The following is a 20,873-nucleotide window of genomic DNA, read 5'->3' on the forward strand; positions in this document are numbered from 1 at the left end:
CCTTTGGCCTGCCGGAATTGGTTAGATCAGGGTTTTGCCATGACGCACGAAGGTCGGCTTGACCACTCGAACCGGATACCACTTGCCGCGGATTTCCACTTCGGCCCGGTCGGCAGTCGCCGTCGGCACACGCGCCAGCGCAATGGATTTGCTTAGCGTAGGCGAGAAACTACCACTGGTGATCTCTCCTTCGCCAACATTGGCGATACGAACCACCTGATGAGCACGTAGTACGCCACGCTCTTCGAGGACGAGCCCCACCAGTTTGAACTGCACGCCGGCCGCTTTTTCTGCTTCCAGCGCAGCGCGGCCAATGAAGTTACGCTCGACCGGCTCCCAGGCGATGCTCCAGGCCATGTTGGCCGCCAGGGGCGAGACGGCCTGGTGAATATCCTGGCCATACAGGTTCATGCCGGCCTCAAGGCGCAAGGTGTCGCGCGCACCGAGGCCGATGGGGGAAATGCCCGCGCCCACCAGATCGTTGAAAAAGCCCGGTGCCTGATCGGCCGGCAACACGATTTCGAGGCCGTCTTCGCCGGTATAGCCGGTGCGGGCGATGAACCAGTCGCCGTCGGCCCGGCCTTCGAACGGTTTGAGCTGATGGATCAGGGTGCCACGGGACTGGGTCACCAGTTCGGCGATTTTATGCCGGGCGTGTGGGCCTTGGATGGCGAGCATGGCCAACTCTGACCGTTCATGCAGTTGCACTGAGTAGGTGCCCAGTTGCTCCTGCATCCAGGCCATGTCCTGGTCGCGGGTGGCGGCGTTGACCACCAGGCGGTAACCGGCTTCGGTGCGGTAGACGATCATGTCGTCCACTACCCCGCCCTGCTCGTTGAGCATGGCGCTGTATAACGCACGGCCACAGCCGTGCAGTCGGTCGACATCATTGGCCAGCAGGTACTGGAGCCATTCCTTGGCCTGGGGGCCGGTGACATCGATTACGGTCATATGAGATACATCGAAGACCCCGCAGTCGCGCCGCACCTGGTGGTGTTCTTCAACTTGCGAGCCGTAATGCAAAGGCATATCCCAACCGCCAAAATCGACCATTTTCGCGCCGAGGGCGAGATGCAGGTCATACAGAGGCGTACGCTGTCCCATGGGTTTCTCCTTCCGGGCTTGGCGAAGGCGCGCAGAGCTGCCACTTGCGCCGAACACCTTGTACTACAAGGCCCGCAGCCACATACAGCAGGTCGATCCGAAAGACGGAGCGCACCGAATGCCGCGCATTGTAGCCTCAAGCCGTAGGACTGGCACCTAACCGATTTGCCGAGCCGAGCGACGAATCAGCCCGATGACCGGCAACAAGCCAACCAGCACAAGGGTCAGCGCCGGCAAAGACGCCCGCGCCCATTCGCCTTCACTGGTCATTTCAAAGATGCGGACCGCCAGGGTGTCCCAACCAAACGGGCGCATCAGCAAGGTGGCGGGCATTTCCTTGAGCACATCCACAAACACCAGCAGCGCTGCGCTCAACGTGCCCGGCAGCAATAACGGCAGATACACTTTGCAAAACAGTCGTGGGCCGCTCACGCCAAGGCTGCGTGCCGCTTCGGGCAGTGACGGACGGATTCGCGCCAGGCTGTTTTCCAGCGGCCCGTAGGCCACCGCCAGGAACCGCACCAGGTACGCCAGCACCAGTGCCGACAGGCTGCCCAGCAGCAAAGGCTTGCCCGCCCCGCCCAGCCATCCGGAGAGCGGCACCACCAACTCGCGGTCCAGGTAACTGAACGCCAGCATGATCGACACCGCCAGCACCGAGCCTGGCAAGGCATAGCCGACATTGGCCAGGCTGATACCGGAGCGAATCGCCCGGGTGGGCGCCAGACGGTTGGCAAAGGCCAGTATCAGCGCCACGCTGACCGTGATCAGCGCTGCGATACCGCCCAGGTAAAGGGTATGCACGATCAGCCCGGTGTAACGTTCATCCAGGTCGAAGCGGCCACGCTGCCAGAACCACGCCACCAGTTGCAGCATCGGAATCACGAACGCACAGGCGAAGACCAGGCTGCACCAAGCGCTGGCCGCCACGGCTTTGAACCCGCGCAGGTGGTACAACGCCTTGCCCCGTGGGCGCTCATTGCTCGGTCGGCTGGCCCCGCGCGCACGTCGCTCGCCATACAGCACCAGCATCACTACCAGCAGCAGCAGGCTGGCCAGTTGCGCGGCACTGGACAGGCTGAAAAAGCCGTACCAGGTTTTATAGATTGCGGTGGTAAAGGTGTCGAAATTGAACACCGAGACCGCGCCAAAATCCGCGAGCGTCTCCATCAGCGCCAAGGCCACACCGGCACCAATTGCTGGTCGCGCCATTGGCAATGCCACGCGCCAGAACGCTTGCCATGGCGATTGCCCCAGCACCCGCGCCGCTTCCATCAAGCCTTTGCCCTGGGCCAGGAACGCACTGCGCGCCAGCAGGTAGACATAGGGATAGAACACCAGCACCAACACAATGACCACGCCGCTGGTAGAGCGTACCCGCGGCAAGCGCAACCCGGTGCCGAACCACTCGCGCAGCAGGGTTTGCACCGGGCCGGCGAAATCCAGCAGGCCCACGAACACAAAGGCCAGCACATAGGCAGGGATTGCAAAGGGCAACATCAGTGCCCAATCGAGCCAGCGCCGCCCGGGGAACTCGCACAGGCTGGTCAGCCAGGCCAGGCTGACGCCCAGCAGCGTCACGCCCAGGCCGACACCGAGCACCAGGGTCAAGGTGTTGCCCAGCAAGCGGGGCATCTGAGTGTCCCAGAGGTGCAACCAGATCTGCGGGTCGATGCTTTGCCAGGACAGCAGCAGCACGCTCAGCGGCAACAGCACCAGGGCGGCGACGCTGAAAACCGGTAGGTACCAGCGACGTTGGGCGGGGTGGGCCAAGGAAAAGCTCTCAGAAAAATAAAGATGTTGAAGCGGCCACTAACCAATGTGGGAGCTGGCTTGCCTGCGATACAAGCACCTCGGTGTATCAGTGATACCGAAGTGATGCAATCGCGGGCAAGCCAGCTCCCACAGTTAAGCGGCGCAGCTTCAGTTCCAGCCAGCGCGATCCATCAGGCGAATCGCTTCGGCCTGGCGCTTGCCTGCCACTTCCACTGGCAAGGTATCGGCCACGAACTTGCCCCAGGTCGCCACTTCCGCCGATGGCGGTACCGCTGGGTTGGCAGGGAACTCCTGGTTGACGTCGGCGAAGATCTTCTGTGCCTCAGGCGTGGTCATCCACTCCACCAGCGCCTTGGCCGCTTCCGGGTGCGGTGCGTGCTGGGTCAGGCCGATGCCGGAGAGATTCACATGCACGCCGCGGTCGCCCTGGTTCGGCCAGAACAACTTCACCGCCAGCTCTGGCTTCTGCTTGTGCAGGCGACCGTAGTAATAGGTGTTGACGATACCCACGTCGCATTGCCCGGCGTTGATCGCCTCCAGCACGGCGATGTCATCGGAGAACACGTCGGTGGAGAGGTTATTCACCCAACCCTTGATGATTTCTTCGGTCTTGGCCGCGCCATGGGTTTCGATCAACGTGGCGGTCAGCGACTGGTTGTAGACTTTTTTCGCCGTGCGCAGGCACAGGCGGCCTTCCCACTGCTTGTCGGCCAGGGCTTCGTAGGTGGTCAGGTCGCCCGGTTTTACCCGGTCGGTGGAATAGGCGATCGTTCGCGCACGCAGGCTCAAACCGGTCCAGGCGTGGGCCGATGAGCGATATTGCAGAGGAATGTTCTTGTCGATGACAGGAGAGGTGAACGGTTGCAGGATGCCCATCTGCTCGGCCTGCCAGAGGTTACCGGCGTCAACGGTGAGCAGCAGGTCGGCGGTGGCGTTCTCGCCCTCTGCCTTGATGCGCTGCATCAACGGGGCTTCCTTGTCGGTGATGAACTTGACCTGTACGCCGGTCTTTTTGGTATAGGCGTCGAAGACGGGCTTGATCAGTTCGTCGATACGCGAGGAGTAGACCACGACTTCGTCGGCCGCCTGCACGGTGGTGCTGCCGATCAGGGTGAGTGCCAGGGCAGTCAGGAGGCGCTTGGGTGCCAACATGGGTGCGGTCTCTCATTTGCAAATGGAGGGCAAATGATAAGGACTCACATTTGGTAACGCTTGGTGGAGGCGTTACCAGATGTTGCAGGCGCTTTTATTCACCTTTGTGGGAGCGGGCCTGCTCGCGAAAACGGAGTGTCAGTTATAGAAATATCAACTGACCCACTGCATTCGCGAGCAAGCCCGCTCCCACACAAGCCCGAACGGACGCATTTCAGTTCAGGGTTTGGCGAGTTCGGGGAGATCGCCAGTCAATCCCAGTGCCTGGCGCACAAACACGGCTTTGGCTTCGGGCATCTGGTCGACGATTTTCAAACCCGCGTTGCGCAACCAGCGCAACGGCAGTTGATCGGCCTGGAACAAGCGCTCAAAGCCTTCCATCGCCGCCATCAGCGCCAGGTTATGGGGCATGCGGCGCCGCTCGTAACGGCTCAGCACTTTCACATCGGCCAAGCGCTCGCCGCGCTCGGTCGCCGCCAACAGCACTTCGGCCAGCACGGCTGCATCGAGGAAACCCAGGTTGACGCCCTGCCCCGCCAACGGGTGAATGACGTGGGCGGCGTCGCCGATCAACGCCAGGCCTTCGGCCACATAACGTTTGGCATGGCGCTGGCGCAACGGTACGCACACACGCGGGTCGGCACTGACCACAGTGCCCAAGCGCCCCTCGAAGGCACGTTCCAGTTCCCGACAGAAGCGTTCATCATCCAGCGCCATCAAGCGCTCGGACTCCGCGGGCGTGGTCGACCAGACAATCGAGCACCAGTCTTCCTGCCCATCGCGCACCAGCGGCAGGAACGCCAATGGGCCGGTGTCGGTGAAACGTTGCCACGCGGTGCGCTGGTGCGGCTGGCTGCTGCGCACGCTGGTGACGATGGCGTTGTGCAGGTAATCCCATTCGCGGGTAGGTGTACCGGTCAGGCGGCGTACGGCGGAGTTGGCACCGTCGGCGGCCACCACCAGCGGCGCGCGCAGCTTGCGGCCGTCGGCCAGGGTCAACAACCAGTCATCGCCGGATCGGCGCATCTGTTCCAGGCGCGCATTGGCCAGCAGGCCGAGGTCGCAGTCATGCAGGCGATCAAGCAAGGCATCCTGCACCACGCGGTTCTCGACGATATGCCCAAGCACCTCCGCATGCACACTGGCCGCCGAGAAGTGGATCTGCCCGGTACCGCTGCCGTCCCATACCTGCATTTCGCCATAGGGGCTGGCACGCCGCTCTACGATGCCGTCCCACACGCCCAGGCGCTCAAGAATGCGCTGGCTGGCCGCCGACAACGCACTCACCCGTGGTTCAAACGCCGCCGCCGGCTCAAACGGCTTGACGCTCAACGGGCTGCCGTCGAGCAGCAGCACCTGCAGGCCACTGCCCTGCAACGCCAGCGCCAGGGCGCTTCCGACCATTCCGGCCCCGACAATCAGCACATCTGCGCGCATGTCCATATTCAAGCCTGTCTCGCTGGCGGCTTGCGCCGCACATAAAGGGTTTTGTCGACCCGCGCCACCAGAGTGCCGGAGCCGTCATGAATCTCGACCTTGAGGTGGGGCAGATATTTCTCGCCACCTGCGGTCTGGCGCCGGATTTCATCGAGCAAAGCGTCGTCGATGGCGAACTCGGCATACACCGGGCCTTTGCCCGGCGAGATGAAGTCGATACTCGCGGCCTTGTCCCACACGATGTAGTCGCGCCCCAGGTTCTCCATCAACAGCAACATGTAGAACGGATCGACCATCGAATACAGGCTGCCGCCAAATTGCGTACCGACGTAATTGCGGTTGTACCAACCCAGGCCCATGCGCACCTTGGCATGCCGAAAATCGGCACTCAATGCCTGCACCCGCACCCCGGCGCCGAGATACGGCGGGTACAGGGTGAGGAACCAGCGCAACAGGCGCGCCTTGCCCACGCGTTGGGTTAGCCACTTACGCATCGGAACGCGTACCCAGGCCCATGGCCTGGCGGGCGAACCAGCGTTTGGCCGGTGGCAACAGGTCGAGGCCGAGCAAGCCCATATTGCGGCCCAGCGCCACCAACGGTTGGGCACTGCCAAACAGGCGCGTGACCTGGTCGGAGAAGCCTACGGTGAGTTGCTGGTCCAGGCGCTGGCGCTCGCGATAGCCTTGCAAAGTCGCCAGGTCACCCGGCACAGCAGGCCCGGCCAGCAGCGCTTCGGCCAAGGCATTGGCATCGCGCAGAGACAGGTTGAACCCCTGCCCGGCAATCGGGTGCAGGCTATGGGCAGCATTGCCGAGGACCGCCAGGTGCGAGCGCACTTGCTCTTCGGCTTCCACCAGGGTCAACGGGTATAGGTGGCGGGCGCCCACTTGCTTGAGGGTGCCCAGGCGATACCCGAACACACCCTGCAGTTCGCTCAGGAAGCTACGCTCGTCAAGGCTGGCCAGGCGCTGGGCGTCCATGCCGATGCGGGTCCAGACCAGCGCGCAACGGTTGTCCGGCAGCGGCAGCAAGGCCATGGGGCCGTCATCGGTAAAACGCTCGAACGCCTCGCCATTGTGGGCTTCGCTCGGGGTGATGTTGGCGATCAGGGCACTCTGGTTGTAGGGCCGGGTTTTCACGCCAATGCCCAGTTGCTCACGCAAGCCGGAACGGCCGCCATCGGCCAGTACCGCAAGGTCGCATTCCAGCACGGTTTCATCGTTGAGGGTCAGGCGATAGCCATCGGGCAGCGGCTCCATGCGCGTGACTTCCGCCGGGCAGCGCCAGCTCACCACGTCCTTGTCCAAGCCTTGCCACAGGCATTGGCCGAGCCAGGCGTTTTCTACCACATAACCCAGGGCCGGCACGCCCTCCTCCATCGCAGACAGACGCGCGGTGGAGAAACGCCCACGGTCCGACACGTGGATCTGCTTGATCGGCTCTGCACGTCGGGAAATGGCTTGCCACAGGCCCAGCCGCTGGTAAATCTGGCGCGCGCCAAACGACAGCGCGGAAGAGCGCGCATCGTAGCTCGGTTGGTAGCTGTCGCCCGGTGCAAAGGGCTCGATCAGCACAATCTTCCAACCCCGCGCCTTGGCCCCCGCTTGCAACGCCAGGGCCAGGCTGGCGCCCACCAGGCCACCGCCGATAATCGCCAGGTTGACCCGGCTCATCGGGCAGCCGCCATCAACGCTTCGATCTCGGCAACGGTCTTGGGCACGCCGCCAGTCAGGATTTCACAGCCTTGCTTGGTCACTACCACGTCGTCCTCGATGCGCACGCCAATGCCACGCCATTTTTTTGCCACGTTCTGGTTGTCCGGGGAAATATAGATGCCCGGCTCCACGGTCAAGGCCATGCCCACTTCCAACACGCGCCATTCACCGCCCACTTTGTACTCGCCCACATCATGCACATCCATGCCCAGCCAGTGGCCGGCACGGTGCATGTAGAAGGCGCGGTAGGCTTCGCTGGCGATCAACTCGTCAACGTCACCTTGCAACAACCCCAGCTTCACCAGGCCGGCGGTGATGACCTGCACGGTCGCCTCATGGGCCTGGTTCCAATGTTTGTTCGGCGCGATCTGCTTGAAGGCGGCTTCCTGGGAGGCCAGCACAATCTCGTAGATCGCCTTCTGCTCCGGCGAAAACTTGCCGTTGACCGGCCAGGTACGGGTGATGTCGCTGGCGTAGCAATCGATCTCACACCCGGCGTCGATCAGCACCAGGTCGCCGTCCTTGAGCACCGCGTCATTCTGCTGGTAATGCAGGATGCAGCTGTTGCGCCCAGCAGCGACGATGGAGCCATAGGCCGGCATCTTCGCGCCGCCTTTGCGAAACTCGTAATCCAGCTCGGCTTCCAGGCTGAACTCATGCAGGCCGGCACGGCTGGCCTGCATCGCCCGCACATGGGCCGCACAGGAAATTCGCGCTGCCTCGCGCATCACCTTCACTTCTGCCGCCGATTTATACAGGCGCATATCGTGGAGCAAATGATCCAGGGCAACGAATTCGTTCGGCGGCTGGGCGCCCAGGTGCGCTTTGGAACGGATCACGTTGATCCACTCCATCACGTGCCGGTCGAACTCGGCATTGCTGCCCATGGCCGAGTACACGCGGTCGCGACCTTCGATCAGGCCGGGCAGGATGTCGTCGATATCGGTAATGGGGAAGGCGTCATCCGCGCCAAAGTCGCGAATCGCGCCCTCGGTGCCCGCACGCAGGCCGTCCCACAATTCGCGCTCGGCATTGCGCTCGCGGCAGAACAGCACGTACTCGCCGTGTTGGCGACCGGGCATCAGCACGATCACCGCTTCGGGCTCGGGGAAACCGCTCAGGTACTGGAAATCGCTGTCCTGGCGGTAAACATGCTCGACATCGCGGTTGCGGATGGCCACGGCGGCGGCCGGCAGGATCGCGATGCTGTTGGGTTCCATCTGCGCCATGAGCGCCTTGCGGCGCCGGGTGTATTCCGCTTTGGGGATATGGATCATGGGCAGATGGGTGTCCTTTTCTCAGTGCAACGACGGCTTGGGAGCAGCGGGCTCAGCGGACTTGCGGGTCTCGGTGAACAGCAGCAACGGCGCGACGCGCAGGTATTCCATGACTTCCATGTAGTCGCCTTCGCCATCTTCGGACTCTTCCAGGGCATCTTGCACCTGTGAGATGGCCGCCAGGTCCTGCAGCACTTCCTTGGCGTCGGTGCTCAGCTCCAGGCCGCCGGCATTCACGCCGAAACCGTGGAGGAAGCCCTGGCACCACTGGCCCAGGGCAGCAGCGCGCTCGGTGAGCGGCGCGTCATCGGTCGGCAGCAGCAGGACCACGGTGACGTCGTCACCGGTCAACTCGCCCTTGACCATCTCTTGCAGGCCGATCAACGCATTGCGCACGTTCTCGGTGGGTTCGGTTTCCAGCAGCTCGGCCACATCGGCCAGCCAGTTGTCGGCATCAAAGCCGACACCGGTGCAACTGCGGCCCAACAGCACGCCGTGCAGTTCAGCAGGCGAGCATGGATGGCCGCTGGTGCTCAGCAGTTTGGAAAAAGCATCGTACGGGGAGTTCTGAATGGGCATGGTGAGCTAGGCGCCAGACGGCGCAATGTCTAGAATGGAGCGCTGTATCCTAGCACCGGCAGACGTACCAAGACTATCGAGGGCGTCAGATCGTTTATCCTGCAGTTGCCATTCATCAGACAAATCCAGTGGAACCCAATGGAAGACACCGACCTGCAAGCGCTGATGGCCAGACTCGAACTGCTAATTGATCGGGTCGAGCAACTTAAGAGTCAAAACGGACTCCTATTAGCTCAGGAAAAGACCTGGCGCGAGGAACGCGCTCACCTCATTGAAAAAAACGAAATCGCCCGGCGTAAGGTCGAATCGATGATTTCGCGCCTGAAGGCCCTGGAGCAAGACTCATGAGTTCAAGCAATAGCGTTACCGTGCAGATCCTCGACAAAGAATATTCGATCATCTGCCCCCAGGAAGAACGCAGCAACCTGGTGAGCGCTGCCCGCTACCTGGACGGCAAGATGCGCGAAATCCGCAGCAGCGGCAAAGTGATCGGCGCCGACCGCATCGCTGTGATGGCCGCGCTGAATATCACCCACGACCTGCTGCATAAGCAGGAGCGCCCTGACGTACAGGCAAGTGGCTCGACGCGCGAGCAGGTGCGTGACCTGCTCGATCGCGTGGATCTGGCGCTTTCCACCGATTCAGACACACCCAAGGGCTGATTGCCGAGCGGGTTTAAGGTATACTCGCCCCACTCCCTGGCGTGTTTGCCAGTCGGCGATGTCCCTGAGCCGATTCGCACTACCCTGGAAGTTGCACGTTGGGCTGGTGTGCATGTCCGCTAGACGGAAAGCCTTAAAGCCTACTGCTTCTTCCACCTTGAACTTTCGGGTTCAAGGGCTAAGTCGACAGCGGCTCTGTCGGGGAGCCTGAATTCCCAAACTCAATGCCAGTCCCCGGACTGGCATTGTTTTATGAGCCGAAAATCATGACCGAACCTGCGCCGCTATCTCGTCCGCAACTTCGACGCATGTTGCGCAAGGCCCGCCGCGCCCTCACGCCAAGCGAGCAGCGCCAGGCCGCTCAGGGTCTGTACCGACAACTGGCACAGCACCCGCTGTTTCGCCGGGCCAAACATATCTCTTTATATCTGCCCACGGACGGTGAAATCGATCCGCGCCTGCTGCTGCGTGCGGCCCAGCGCCGCGGCAAAGCCACTTACCTGCCGGTGCTCAGCGCCTGGCCGCGCACCAAGATGGTGTTCCAGCGCGTACGTCCTGGGGATAAGTTGTTGCCCAACCGCTTTCGCATTCTTGAGCCACGGGTCAATGCCCATCACCAGCGCCAGGTCTGGGCGCTGGACCTGGTGTTATTGCCGTTGGTGGGGTTCGATGATGTGGGCGGGCGCCTGGGCATGGGCGGCGGGTTCTACGATCGCAGCCTGGCTTATCTTGCCCGCCGCCAGAGCTGGCGCAAGCCAACGCTGCTGGGGCTGGCCCATGAATGCCAGAAAGTCGAACGCCTGGCGCAGGCAAGCTGGGATGTGCCGTTGGCGGGTACGGTGACTGATAAGCAGTGGTATGTCGCGCAAACGCCACTGGAAACAGCGGCGCCTTAGTGAATGCTTGAGTTAACGCTTGAACGGTTGTGGCTGCTGCTGAGCCAGTTCAACAGGTGCATCGGTCTTGTTCGACCACAGGCTCTGGGCATAACCGGTGGTCACGACGCCCAGACCAAACAAAATAACCAAAATCCATAGTAAATCCGGCTTACGTTGCATCGATTGCCCCCCTTTCAGGCACCTCGTACACGATGACAACAACGTTCCAAAGTAGTCCGTTGCAGCTGCGTCAAGCTTAAAAGCGCGCATTCTGCGGTAACGTGAACCAACACGCAAACCTTGACGCCAACCGACTGTCGGTTTGTCATGCAATTGCCCGACAACGTGCCCAATACCTTTTTCAGGAGCCCAACAATGGCCTACTGGCTGATGAAATCCGAGCCCGACGAACTCTCCATCAACGGCCTGGAAAAGCTCGGCGAAGCGCGCTGGGACGGGGTACGCAACTATCAGGCCCGCAACTTTTTGCGTGCCATGGCCGTGGGCGACGAGTTTTTCTTCTATCACTCCAGTTGCCCGGAGCCTGGGATTGCCGGCACCGGCAAAATTATCCGCGCCGCCTACCCGGACCCCACCGCACTGGAACCAGAAAGCCACTATTTCGACGCCAAGGCCACCCCGGAGAAAAACCCGTGGAGCGCGATCGATGTCGCCCATGCGCAGACCTTCCCCAAGGTGCTAAGCCTTGGCTATCTGAAGCAGCAAACTGCACTGGCTGAAATGCCGCTGGTGCAAAAGGGCAGCCGGCTTTCTGTCATGGCAGTCACGCCTGAACAATGGGCGGCCATCCTTTCTCTGCTTTAACTGACCGATATCAACCCCCCCCATGGGCTAAACCCATCACACTGGGACGCTAACGCCGCAGGATGCAGCCATGTCTACGAACCACCATACGTCCCGTCTGTTCGCCATCGCCCTGATCGTCCTGTTGCTGGGGGCCGGGGCCTTTGGTTACTGGCGTTCGACCCAGGACCGCCTGCCCGAAGGCTTGAGCATGGGCAATGGGCGCCTGGAATCCACCGAAGTGCAGATCGCCGCCAAGATTCCCGGGCGCCTGGCCGAAGTGCACGTGGATGAAGGCGACAAAGTGCTCAAGGGCCAGTTGCTGGCGCGCATGGACACCCGCACCCTGCAAGCCCAACGCGCCCAGGCCGAAGCAGAGGTGTTGCGCGCCAAGGAAAACTTCGCCGCCGCCCAAGCCAACGTGCAATTGCGCCAAAGCGAGCAACTGCTGGCCAGCCAGGAACTCAAGCGTACCCAAGAGCTGTACCGGCGCGGCTTCGCCAGCAGCCAATTGATCGACCAGCAGCAAGCGCGCCAGAACACCGGCAACGCGGCAGTGATCGCCGCCCAAGCCCAGGTCAACGCGGTGAAGGCCGCCATCGGCGCAGCCCAGGCCCAAGTGGCCCAGCTCACCAGTGAAATCGACGACAGCAGCCTGCGAGCGCCGATCGACGGTATCATCCAATTGCGCCTGGCCGAGCCGGGCGAAGTGCTCGGCGCGGGCGGGCGCGTGTTGCTGCTGATTGACCCCAATGACCAGTACATGAATCTCTACCTGCCCGCCTCCGTTACCGGCCGTCTGACCGTCGGCAGTGAAGCGCGTATCCTGCTCGACGCTCTGCCACAGCAAGCGCTGCCGGCCAGAATCAGTTTTGTCGCGGCCAAATCCCAGTTCACTCCCAAGGAAGTCGAAACCCGCGATGAGCGGCAGAAACTGGTGTTCCGCGTCAAATTGCGCCTGACTCAGCCAAGCGCCGTGCCACAAGCCAAACCGGGCATGCCCGGCGCGGGCTATGTACGCACGGCCGATGTCGACTGGCCGGCCAACCTGCAATGAGCGGCTTGGCGCTGCACGCCACGGGGATCAACCACCGCTACGGCAAGCAACACGCACTGCTCGACATTGCCTTCAGCCTGCCGGCCGGTACCCGCTGCGGGTTGATCGGCCCGGACGGCGCCGGCAAGTCGAGCCTGCTGGGTTTGATCGCGGGGGTTAAAAAACTGCAGGACGGCCAGTTGCAGGTGCTCGGCGGTTCCATCCAAGACCGTCGCCACCGCAACAGCCTGTACCCGCGCATCGCCTTTATGCCTCAGGGCCTGGGCGGCAACCTATACCCCGAGCTGTCCATCAGCGAGAACATCCGTTTCTTCGCTACTTTGTTCGGCCTGTCGAAAGCCGATTGCGACCAGCGCATGCACAACCTGCTGCTCGCCACCGACCTTGCACGCTTTGCCGAGCGCCCGGCAGGCAAGCTCTCCGGCGGCATGAAACAGAAGCTCGGCCTGTGCTGCGCATTGATCCATGATCCGGACCTGTTGATCCTCGACGAGCCCACCACCGGCGTCGACCCACTGTCACGCAGGCGTTTCTGGGAGCTGGTAGACAGCGTACGCCGTGAGCGCCCGCAACTGACACTGCTGGTGGCCACCGCCTACATGGAAGAGGCCGAGCAATTTGAGCATTGCCTGATGCTCGACCGTGGCAGGTTAATTGCCGATGGGCTGAGCAGCGAACTGGCGACGATCACGCCCAGCGGCAAACTGGATGAAGCCTTCACCCACTTCCAGGGCGACAGTGCCCACGACAACCAGCCACTGGTCATTCCACCGCGTACAAGCGGCAACGCCGATATCGCCATCCAAGCCCACAACCTGACCCTGCGCTTTGGCGATTTCACTGCGGTGAACAACGTCAGCTTTGCCATTGGCCGCGGCGAGATCTTCGGCTTCCTCGGTTCCAACGGCTGCGGCAAGACCACCACCATGAAAGTCCTGACCGGGCTGATGCCGGCCACCGAGGGCAATGCAATCCTGCTGGGCAAACCGGTGGACGCCAAGGACCTGGCGACCCGCAAACGCGTAGGCTTCATGTCGCAGAGCTTCTCGCTGTATGGCGAGCTGAGCGTGCGCCAGAACTTGGTGCTGCATGCGCAACTGTTCGACTTGCCCAAGGCCGACAGCGGCCCGCGCATTGATGAACTGATCCAACGTTTCGACCTTGGTGAAGTGGCCGAACAGCCCTCCGGCGAGTTACCCCTTGGCCTGCGCCAGCGTTTGTCCTTGGCGGTTGCGGTGCTGCATCGCCCGGAAGTGCTGATCCTCGATGAACCCACCTCGGGCGTCGACCCTGCAGCGCGGGATGATTTCTGGCGATTGCTGATCGAGTTGTCACGGGAACAGGGCGTGACCATCTTCCTGTCCACCCACTTTATGAACGAAGCCCAGCGCTGCGACCGCATCTCCTTGATGCATGCCGGCAAGGTGTTGGCCTGCGACACGCCCGAGGCGCTGCAACAGCAGTTCCACGGTGACACCCTGGAAGCCGCGTTCGTCACCTGCCTGGAACAGGCACAGGGCGAACCGGAACCCACCACTCCCCCTGCAACCGTCAACGAAACCCACGCGCCGCCCGCGAGCAAACGCGGCTTCAGCCTGGCGCGGTGGTTGGCGGTGGCCAGCCGCGAAGGCAAGGAACTGCTGCGCGATAAGGTACGTATGGCCTTTGCTTTGCTCGGGGCGCTGTTCATGATGGTGATCTTCGGCTACGGCATATCCCTGGACGTGGAAAACCTCGCCTTCGCCGTCTACGACCAGGACCAGACCCCGCAAAGCCGTAGCTACCTGGAAGCATTTCGCAGTTCGCGCTATTTCGCTGAACGAGCACCCATCAGCGACGCCAACGAACTGCATCGGCGCCTGCAGCGCTCGGAAATCAAACTGGCCCTGGAGATCCCGCCCGGCTTTGGTCGTGACCTCTACGCCGGCCGCCAGCCCACTGTCGCGGCCTGGCTCGACGGGGGCATGCCGTTTCGCGCTGAAACCAGCCGCAACTACGTGGAGGCCGTGCACCAGAGCAACCTTGCGCAACTGGCTGAACTCAGTAGCCTGCCCTTGAATAACCAGGCGGCCGCCAAACTGGAAACCCGCTTTCGCTACAACCAGGACGTGGTCAGCGTGAACGCTATCGGCCCTGGCGTGATGGCGCTGATCCTGGCGTTCATTCCGGCCATGCTCACCGCTCTCGGCATCGTGCGCGAGAAGGAGCTGGGGTCGATTACCAACTTCTATGCCACGCCGCTGACACGCCTGGAGTTCCTGTTGGGCAAACAGGCGCCCTACCTCGCCGTCAGCCTGATCAACCTGGCGCTGCTGGTGGCGATGAACCGCTGGTTGTTCGGTGTACCGTTCAAAGGCAGCGGCCTGACCCTGGCCTTCGGCGGCCTGTTGTATGTGCTGGCGACGACGAGCATGGGCCTGCTGATCTCGGCGTTCACCCGCACCCAGATCGCAGCGATCCTCGGCACCATGATCATCACCAGCCTGCCGACCATCCAGTTTTCCGGGCTGATCGTGCCGCGTTCGTCCCTGGAGGGGGCGGCGGGGCTGATGGGGATGCTGTTTCCGGCCGGGCACTTTCTGGATATTGCGGTGGGCACCTTCACCAAGGCCCTGGACCTGCGTCAGTTGTGGCCTCAATGCCTGGCGTTGTTCGGGTTTTTCGTCGGTTTTACCGGGCTGAGCCTGGTGATGCTCAAGAAGCAGGAGGCTTGATGCACAAGCTCACTCACATCCTGCGCCTGGGGCTCAAGGAACTCACCAGCCTGCGCCACGACAGCGTTTTGCTGCTGTTTCTGTTCTACGCCTTTACCGTGGCGATTTATATGCCCGCAGCCGGCTCGGTAATTGGCGTGCACAACGCCAGCGTGGCCTTTGTCGATGAAGACCACAGCGCGCTCTCGCGGCAAATGGCCCAGGCCCTGCAACCTCCAGAGTTCCAGGCGCCAGCGCCACTGCCTTACGACCAGCTGGACAAGGTCATGGACAGCGGCCAATACACCTTCGTGATCAATGTACCGGCGAATTTTCAGGCCGACCTGCTAGCGGGGCGCCAGCCGGGTGTGCAAGTGAACGTCGATGCCACGGCGATGAGCCAGGCATTCATGGGGGCGGGTTACATCGGGCGAATTTTTCAACGCGAGCTGCTGACCTACAGCGGTCAGGCCGACGCTGCTAGCAAAGCCCCGGCCCTGCTGACCACCCGGGCACTGTTCAATACCAACCTGGAAGGCGGCTGGTTCCTGGCGGTGATCCAGATCGTCAACAACATCACCATCCTCGCCATCGTGTTGACCGGCACCGCCCTGTTGCGCGAACGCGAGCACGGCACTCTCGATCACCTGCTGGTGCTGCCTCTGACCGCGCTGGAGATTATGCTGGCGAAAATCTGGAGCAACATGCTGGTGGTGGTGTTGTGTACGTGGCTGTCCCTGGAACTGGTGGTCAAAGGTTTGCTCGGCGTGCCGTTGGCCGGTTCGTTGAGCCTGTTCCTGCTGGTGACGGCGCTGTATCTGTTTGCGAGTACCGCGCTGGGGATCTTCCTCGCCACCCTCGCCCGCTCGACGCCGCAGTTCGGCCTGCTGGCGATCCCGGTGATCATCCCGATGCTATTGCTCTCTGGCGGCAGCACGCCGCTGGACAGCATGCCCGAATGGTTGCAGTGGGTGATGCAGGGCTCACCATCGACGCATTTTGTGAGCTTGAGTGCAGCGATTCTATTCAGGGATGCAGGGCTGAGCGTAGTGTGGCCAGACTTGCTGGCACTGGCGGGGATTGGCCTGGTATTTTTTGCGGTGGCGTTGGCGCGGTTTCGCAAAAGCCTGGCTTCCTGAGGAAGCCTGGCAGGACCTCGCGAATGGCGCGAAGCGCCGGCTTTACTGGATGATCAGATTGTTGAAGAGCAGGTCTTCGACCATCGGCTTGCCGGTCTCGTCATTCATCACTTGCTGGGTTTGTTTCAGGGCTTCCTGACGCAGCTTTTCCTTGCCTTCGACCGTACTCATGGCCTCGCTGGTCTGCTGGGTAAACAGCGCCACCAGTTGGTTGCGGATCAGCGGGTCGTTGGCCTTGACCGCCGCGGCTGCTTCGGTGCCGGTCACACGCAGGGCGATGTCGGCCTTGTACACCTTGAGTTTGGCCGTGCCATCCAGGCCGTAATTGCCCACGAACGGCGGGCTCAGGCTGATATAGCTGACCTTCGGCGCCTCGCCCTCTTTGGCCTCTTCGGCCTGGGCTGCCATCGGCAAGGTCAGGGCCAGCATCAACAGGATCCACGCTTTCACAGTTCATTCCTCGAATTCGGTTGCCCGGTAGCATAACGCTAGCAAGGCTGAGCACAAGCTTATGGGGGCTTATCAGGCGTGGGCATGCTCGTTGACCCACGGGCGTTCCCTCCTACACTTATCGGCCACGACGCCAAAAGGAATAGTCCGATGAAAGCTGTGCTGTGCAAAGCCTTCGGCCCCGCCGAAACCCTGGTGCTGGAAGAGATCGCCAGCCCGGCGATCAAGAAGAATGAAATCCTGCTGGACGTGCATGCGGCCGGGGTGAATTTCCCGGATACGCTGATCATCGAAGGCAAATACCAGTTCAAGCCGCCCTTTCCGTTCTCACCCGGTGGTGAAGCGGCAGGCGTGGTCTGCGAGGTGGGTGAGAAAGTCAGCCACCTGCAAGTCGGCGACCGTGTGATGGCGTTGACCGGCTGGGGCAGCTTTGCCGAGCAGGTCGCAGTGCCCGGCTATAACGTGCTGCCGATCCCGCCGAGCATGGACTTCAACACCGCCGCCGCCTTCAGCATGACCTACGGCACCTCCATGCATGCGCTGAAACAACGCGCCAAGCTGCAACCCGGCGAGACCTTGCTGGTGCTTGGTGCGTCCGGCGGCGTGGGCCTGGCCGCCGTGGAGATCGGCAAGGCCATGGGCGCCCGGGTGATTGCCGCCGCCAGCAGCGCCGACAAGCTCGCAGTAGCCAAGGCGGCCGGCGCCGATGAGTTGATCAACTACAGCGAAGCCAGCCTCAAGGATGAGGTCAAGCGCCTGACCGATGGCAATGGCGCCGATGTTATCTACGACCCGGTGGGTGGCGACCTGTTTGACCAGGCCATTCGCTCGATCGCCTGGAATGGGCGGCTGCTGGTGGTGGGGTTCGCCAGTGGGCGTATTCCTGAACTGCCGGTGAACCTGGCGTTGCTCAAGGGCGCAGCGGTGGTCGGGGTGTTCTGGGGCTCGTTTGCCCAGCGCCAGCCGCAGGATAACGCGGCGAATTTTCAGCAGTTGTTCACCTGGTATGGCGAGGGCAAGTTGAAGCCGTTGGTGTCACAGGTGTATCCGCTGGAACAGGCCGCAAAGGCGATCAATGATCTGGGGCAGCGCAAGGCAGTGGGTAAAATAGTTGTCCAAACCCGATAACACACCTGAAATGCAATCCATGTGGGAGCTGGCTTGCCTGCGACAGCGGTGAGTCAGTTGCTACAGATGAAGCTGAAAGACCGTCATCGCAGGCCAGCCAGCTCCCACAGTAGTTACTTCGCGGTCTTAGGACCTAACCACGACCATCACTTATCTATAGGCGACATGTTCGTAAAAGAACATGCAATTGCTCTCGTTTCCTGTGTTTGCAGATAAGAGGCGATGCTATTTTCGGTAACGAAACTGTAACATTCGCATCCGCAGTCAAAACAAGAAATTTGGAGCTCTTGAATGTTTGCTTTCTTTCGTCCTGCCGCACACCAGGCGCCCCTGCCTGAAGAAAAAATAGACAGTACCTACCGACGGCTGCGCTGGCAGATCTTCGCGGGTATTTTCTTTGGTTACGCCGGTTACTACCTGCTGCGTAAAAACTTCTCCCTGGCCATGCCCTACCTGATCGACGAGGGTTACACCCGCGGTGAACTGGGCCTGGCGATGTCGGCGATCGCAATCGCCTACGGCTTGTCCAAATTCCTGATGGGCCTGGTGTCAGACCGCTCCAACCCGCGCTACTTCCTGCCCTTCGGCCTGCTGGTTTCGGCGGGGGTGATGTTCATTTTCGGTTTCGCGCCTTGGGCAACGTCCAGCGTGACCATGATGTTCATTTTGCTGTTCATCAACGGCTGGGCCCAGGGCATGGGTTGGCCGCCAAGTGGGCGGACCATGGTGCACTGGTGGTCGCAGAAAGAACGCGGCGGCGTGGTGTCCGTATGGAACGTGGCGCATAACGTCGGCGGTGGCTTGATCGGCCCGCTGTTCCTGCTGGGCATGGCGTGGTTCAACGACTGGCATGCGGCGTTCTATGTACCGGCCACCGTGGCCCTGGCGGTGGCGGCGTTTGCCTTCATCACCATGCGCGACACTCCGCAATCGGTGGGCCTGCCGCCTATCGAGCAGTACAAGAACGATTACCCGGAAGGCTACGACGCCAGCCACGAAGACGAATTCAGCGCCAAGGAAATCTTCGTCAAGTACGTGCTGCGCAACAAAATGCTCTGGTACATCGCCTTCGCCAACGTGTTTGTCTATCTGCTGCGCTACGGCGTACTGGACTGGGCGCCGACCTACTTGAAAGAAGCCAAGCACTTCACGGTCGATAAGTCGTCCTGGGCGTACTTCTTCTACGAATGGGCAGGTATTCCGGGCACGCTGCTGTGCGGCTGGATGTCGGACAAGATCTTCCGTGGCAACCGCGGCCTGACCGGTATCGTGTTCATGGCTCTGGTGACAGTGGCCACCCTGGTTTACTGGCTCAACCCGCCGGGCAACCCGATGATCGACATGATTGCGCTGTTCTCCATCGGCTTCCTGATCTACGGCCCGGTGATGCTGATCGGCCTGCAGGCACTGGAACTGGCTCCGAAGAAGGCCGCCGGCACCGCAGCGGGCTTCACCGGTCTGTTCGGTTATCTGGGCGGTTCGGTAGCGGCAAGTGCGGCCATGGGCTACACGGTTGACCATTTCGGCTGGGACGGTGGTTTCGTGCTGCTGATCAGCGCCTGTGTACTGGCGATCGCGTTCCTGATCCCTACGCTGTGGCACACCAACAGCGTCAGCTCGGCGCGTTAATCGCCCGGGCAACCCTTGGCACAACGCTTGAGCCGCGCCTCCAGATTTTTATCTGGCATGGCGTGGCTACGCAGGGCGTTCACGGTCTGCTCGACATAATCGCGAGTGGTACCGTAACGCCCGCAAGCGCTTTGCAGTACATGGTTAAGCACGATATCGGGCAAGTTGCCGGCATAGCTGGGCAAATGCCGCTCCAACACAAACCCCAACGCCTGCACGGTACTGCCATCTTGCAATCGGCAGCTGAGCCAGTGCGGCCGGTAAGAGGGGTAAGGCATCTCGCGTTGCCACAGGGCATACAGCGAGGCCTCCAACTGATCTTCCGGCAAACGGTAGGCGAACCCGCTGCAGGAACCACCGCGATCCAGGCCGAACACCAACCCCGGCAACTCCGGCGTTCCCCGATGCTCATGGGACCACAGGTACAAGCCCCGGTGATAACCGTGGACCCGCGCCCGTACGCGTTCGGTGGATGAACATTCAGGGCGCCAGATCAGCGAACCATAAGCAAATAGCCACACCGGCCCGCCCTTATGCCGTGCCATGGTGGCTTGCATCGAGCTCATCAACTGTTCGTGTGTGAGTTGCGGCCCAAGATCGAGGCGCGGAGGGTAAGCCAATTGCAGAAGATCGGTTTCAATGGCGGTCATGGCGAAATGCGGTGCGCCTCCTGAGTGTTACCAGTTGTGAGCGACTTTACCGTAATAAAACGCAGCGCTGTAACCGTACGGCGAAAAAGTGCCACTGGGCATTAATCAACGCCGCCACTCGTCAGGATCTGGACGGTTAATCCCGCTACTGTCAGCCCCGGTTCAGCCTGGGCGGGCGCCATGCCGTCAAACTAGCGCGCACATAACGACCCACTTAGCCGTTCATTACATCGACTATCGAGGTCGCCCCATGAAAAAATTTCGATTGCCTGGGCTGTTGTTCCTGGCCCAAGCCACCACCGCGCTGGCGGGCGAAACCCCACCCGCCAACGACGACAAAGGCTTCTGGTACGCCCAGACCAGCGTCTACACCCGGCACTTCGCCCCCGACCCCGAGCACAACAACAAACAGGACCTGATCGGCCTGGAACGCAACGAGGCGTCGGGCCTAGTGTATGGCGGGGTGACTTTTCGCAACTCGTTCCGCCAGCGCTCGTACTACGCCTATGCGGGCAAGCGCTATGACATGGCCGAGTATCCGGTGTATGCAAAATTGACCGGCGGGCTGCTTCAGGGCTATCGCGGCGACTACCGCGACAAGATCCCGTTGAACCGATTCGGTGTGGCGCCGGTGATCATTCCGTCGGTGGGCGCGCATTACGGGCCGGTGGCGGCGGAGTTGGTGTTGCTCGGGTTCAACGCGGCAATGGTGACAACTGGCGTGCGCTTCTGACACGACACC

At 61.6% G+C, this 20,873-nt stretch carries 21 protein-coding genes and 1 other RNA gene; 11 read left to right on the forward strand and 11 right to left on the reverse strand.

What is annotated here, in order from left to right:
• Window positions 1-21: 21 nt before the first annotated feature.
• The 8 genes from gcvT to CLM72_RS27165 form a co-directional block, all read right to left on the reverse strand.
• Window positions 22-1,104, reverse strand: coding sequence for a glycine cleavage system aminomethyltransferase GcvT (gcvT, locus tag CLM72_RS27130; protein WP_105228911.1), 1,083 nt, complete (start codon window positions 1,102-1,104; stop codon window positions 22-24).
• A 156-nt stretch (window positions 1,105-1,260) separates the two neighbouring features.
• Window positions 1,261-2,877 carry an iron ABC transporter permease gene (locus CLM72_RS27135; protein ID WP_105228912.1) on the reverse strand — a complete coding sequence of 539 codons (1,617 nt, stop codon included), beginning with the start codon at window positions 2,875-2,877 and terminating at the stop codon, window positions 1,261-1,263.
• Between the two features lie 150 nt (window positions 2,878-3,027).
• On the reverse strand, window positions 3,028-4,032 hold the full coding sequence (locus tag CLM72_RS27140; RefSeq protein WP_057975325.1) for an extracellular solute-binding protein: 1,005 nt from the start codon (window positions 4,030-4,032) through the stop codon (window positions 3,028-3,030).
• Between the two features lie 219 nt (window positions 4,033-4,251).
• Entirely contained in the window at window positions 4,252-5,469 is a 1,218-nt protein-coding gene (locus tag CLM72_RS27145; protein WP_168220205.1) for a 2-octaprenyl-3-methyl-6-methoxy-1,4-benzoquinol hydroxylase, read from the reverse strand.
• An 8-nt stretch (window positions 5,470-5,477) separates the two neighbouring features.
• Window positions 5,478-5,963, reverse strand: a complete 486-nt coding sequence (locus CLM72_RS27150; protein WP_105228913.1) for a DUF4442 domain-containing protein — start codon at window positions 5,961-5,963, stop codon at window positions 5,478-5,480.
• Window positions 5,956-7,143 carry a 2-octaprenyl-6-methoxyphenyl hydroxylase gene (gene ubiH / locus CLM72_RS27155; RefSeq protein WP_105228914.1) on the reverse strand — a complete coding sequence of 396 codons (1,188 nt, stop codon included), beginning with the start codon at window positions 7,141-7,143 and terminating at the stop codon, window positions 5,956-5,958. Before ubiH ends, CLM72_RS27150 begins: the two co-directional genes overlap by 8 nt.
• Complete coding sequence (gene pepP / locus CLM72_RS27160) at window positions 7,140-8,462, reverse strand: Xaa-Pro aminopeptidase (protein ID WP_034129009.1); 1,323 nt, start codon at window positions 8,460-8,462, stop codon at window positions 7,140-7,142. Before pepP ends, ubiH begins: the two co-directional genes overlap by 4 nt.
• Window positions 8,463-8,483: 21 nt before the next feature.
• Window positions 8,484-9,041 (reverse strand): YecA family protein, encoded by a 558-nt coding sequence (locus CLM72_RS27165; protein WP_076951965.1) that lies wholly within the window; start codon window positions 9,039-9,041, stop codon window positions 8,484-8,486.
• A gap of 138 nt (window positions 9,042-9,179) precedes the next feature.
• On the opposite strand from CLM72_RS27165, the gene CLM72_RS27170 reads away from it, so the two are divergent.
• The 4 genes from CLM72_RS27170 (at window position 9,180) to CLM72_RS27185 (ending at window position 10,599) form a co-directional block, all read left to right on the forward strand.
• Window positions 9,180-9,389 (forward strand): TIGR02449 family protein, encoded by a 210-nt coding sequence (locus CLM72_RS27170; protein ID WP_003177365.1) that lies wholly within the window; start codon window positions 9,180-9,182, stop codon window positions 9,387-9,389.
• On the forward strand, window positions 9,386-9,703 hold the full coding sequence (locus tag CLM72_RS27175; RefSeq protein WP_054895993.1) for a cell division protein ZapA: 318 nt from the start codon (window positions 9,386-9,388) through the stop codon (window positions 9,701-9,703). The genes CLM72_RS27170 and CLM72_RS27175 overlap by 4 nt, the downstream gene beginning before the upstream one ends.
• A gap of 30 nt (window positions 9,704-9,733) precedes the next feature.
• A non-coding RNA gene (gene ssrS / locus CLM72_RS27180) (6S RNA) lies at window positions 9,734-9,912 on the forward strand.
• Between the two features lie 57 nt (window positions 9,913-9,969).
• Window positions 9,970-10,599 carry a 5-formyltetrahydrofolate cyclo-ligase gene (locus CLM72_RS27185; RefSeq protein ID WP_105228915.1) on the forward strand — a complete coding sequence of 210 codons (630 nt, stop codon included), beginning with the start codon at window positions 9,970-9,972 and terminating at the stop codon, window positions 10,597-10,599.
• A gap of 12 nt (window positions 10,600-10,611) precedes the next feature.
• On the opposite strand, the gene CLM72_RS29015 is transcribed toward CLM72_RS27185, so the two are convergent.
• Window positions 10,612-10,761, reverse strand: a complete 150-nt coding sequence (locus CLM72_RS29015) for a hypothetical protein (RefSeq protein WP_010207387.1) — start codon at window positions 10,759-10,761, stop codon at window positions 10,612-10,614.
• A gap of 195 nt (window positions 10,762-10,956) precedes the next feature.
• On the opposite strand from CLM72_RS29015, the gene CLM72_RS27190 reads away from it, so the two are divergent.
• The 4 genes from CLM72_RS27190 (at window position 10,957) to CLM72_RS27205 (ending at window position 16,274) form a co-directional block, all read left to right on the forward strand.
• On the forward strand, window positions 10,957-11,406 hold the full coding sequence (locus tag CLM72_RS27190; protein ID WP_105228916.1) for an EVE domain-containing protein: 450 nt from the start codon (window positions 10,957-10,959) through the stop codon (window positions 11,404-11,406).
• A gap of 70 nt (window positions 11,407-11,476) precedes the next feature.
• Window positions 11,477-12,442, forward strand: coding sequence for an HlyD family secretion protein (locus tag CLM72_RS27195; protein WP_105228917.1), 966 nt, complete (start codon window positions 11,477-11,479; stop codon window positions 12,440-12,442).
• Entirely contained in the window at window positions 12,439-15,156 is a 2,718-nt protein-coding gene (gene rbbA, locus CLM72_RS27200) for a ribosome-associated ATPase/putative transporter RbbA (protein ID WP_105228918.1), read from the forward strand. Before CLM72_RS27195 ends, rbbA begins: the two co-directional genes overlap by 4 nt.
• Window positions 15,156-16,274 (forward strand): ABC transporter permease, encoded by a 1,119-nt coding sequence (locus CLM72_RS27205; protein WP_105228919.1) that lies wholly within the window; start codon window positions 15,156-15,158, stop codon window positions 16,272-16,274. Before rbbA ends, CLM72_RS27205 begins: the two co-directional genes overlap by 1 nt.
• A gap of 42 nt (window positions 16,275-16,316) precedes the next feature.
• Here CLM72_RS27205 and CLM72_RS27210 read toward each other — a convergent pair whose 3' ends face one another.
• Window positions 16,317-16,724: a flagellar basal body-associated protein FliL gene (locus CLM72_RS27210; RefSeq protein WP_105228920.1), complete on the reverse strand. Its 408-nt coding sequence runs from the start codon at window positions 16,722-16,724 to the stop codon at window positions 16,317-16,319.
• 150 nt (window positions 16,725-16,874) lie between these two features.
• Here CLM72_RS27210 and CLM72_RS27215 point away from each other — a divergent pair, with 150 nt between their 5' ends.
• Both CLM72_RS27215 and glpT read left to right on the forward strand, forming a co-directional pair.
• Window positions 16,875-17,852, forward strand: a complete 978-nt coding sequence (locus CLM72_RS27215) for an NADPH:quinone oxidoreductase family protein (RefSeq protein ID WP_105228921.1) — start codon at window positions 16,875-16,877, stop codon at window positions 17,850-17,852.
• Window positions 17,853-18,143: 291 nt separating this feature from the next.
• Window positions 18,144-19,481, forward strand: coding sequence for a glycerol-3-phosphate transporter (glpT, locus tag CLM72_RS27220; RefSeq protein WP_014720415.1), 1,338 nt, complete (start codon window positions 18,144-18,146; stop codon window positions 19,479-19,481).
• On the opposite strand, the gene CLM72_RS27225 is transcribed toward glpT, so the two are convergent.
• Window positions 19,478-20,131, reverse strand: coding sequence for a gamma-glutamylcyclotransferase (locus CLM72_RS27225; RefSeq protein WP_054895996.1), 654 nt, complete (start codon window positions 20,129-20,131; stop codon window positions 19,478-19,480). The two genes, glpT and CLM72_RS27225, sit on opposite strands and share 4 nt — an antisense overlap.
• Window positions 20,132-20,381: 250 nt before the next feature.
• On the opposite strand from CLM72_RS27225, the gene CLM72_RS27230 reads away from it, so the two are divergent.
• A complete protein-coding gene (locus tag CLM72_RS27230) occupies window positions 20,382-20,864 on the forward strand; it encodes a sn-glycerol-3-phosphate transporter (protein ID WP_105228922.1) in 483 nt (160 codons plus the stop codon).
• Window positions 20,865-20,873: the final 9 nt, after the last annotated feature.

Origin of the sequence: Pseudomonas sp. MYb193 (assembly GCF_002966775.1) — a bacterium.
In the GTDB taxonomy this organism is placed as follows: Bacteria; Pseudomonadota; Gammaproteobacteria; order Pseudomonadales; family Pseudomonadaceae; genus Aquipseudomonas; species Aquipseudomonas paracarnis.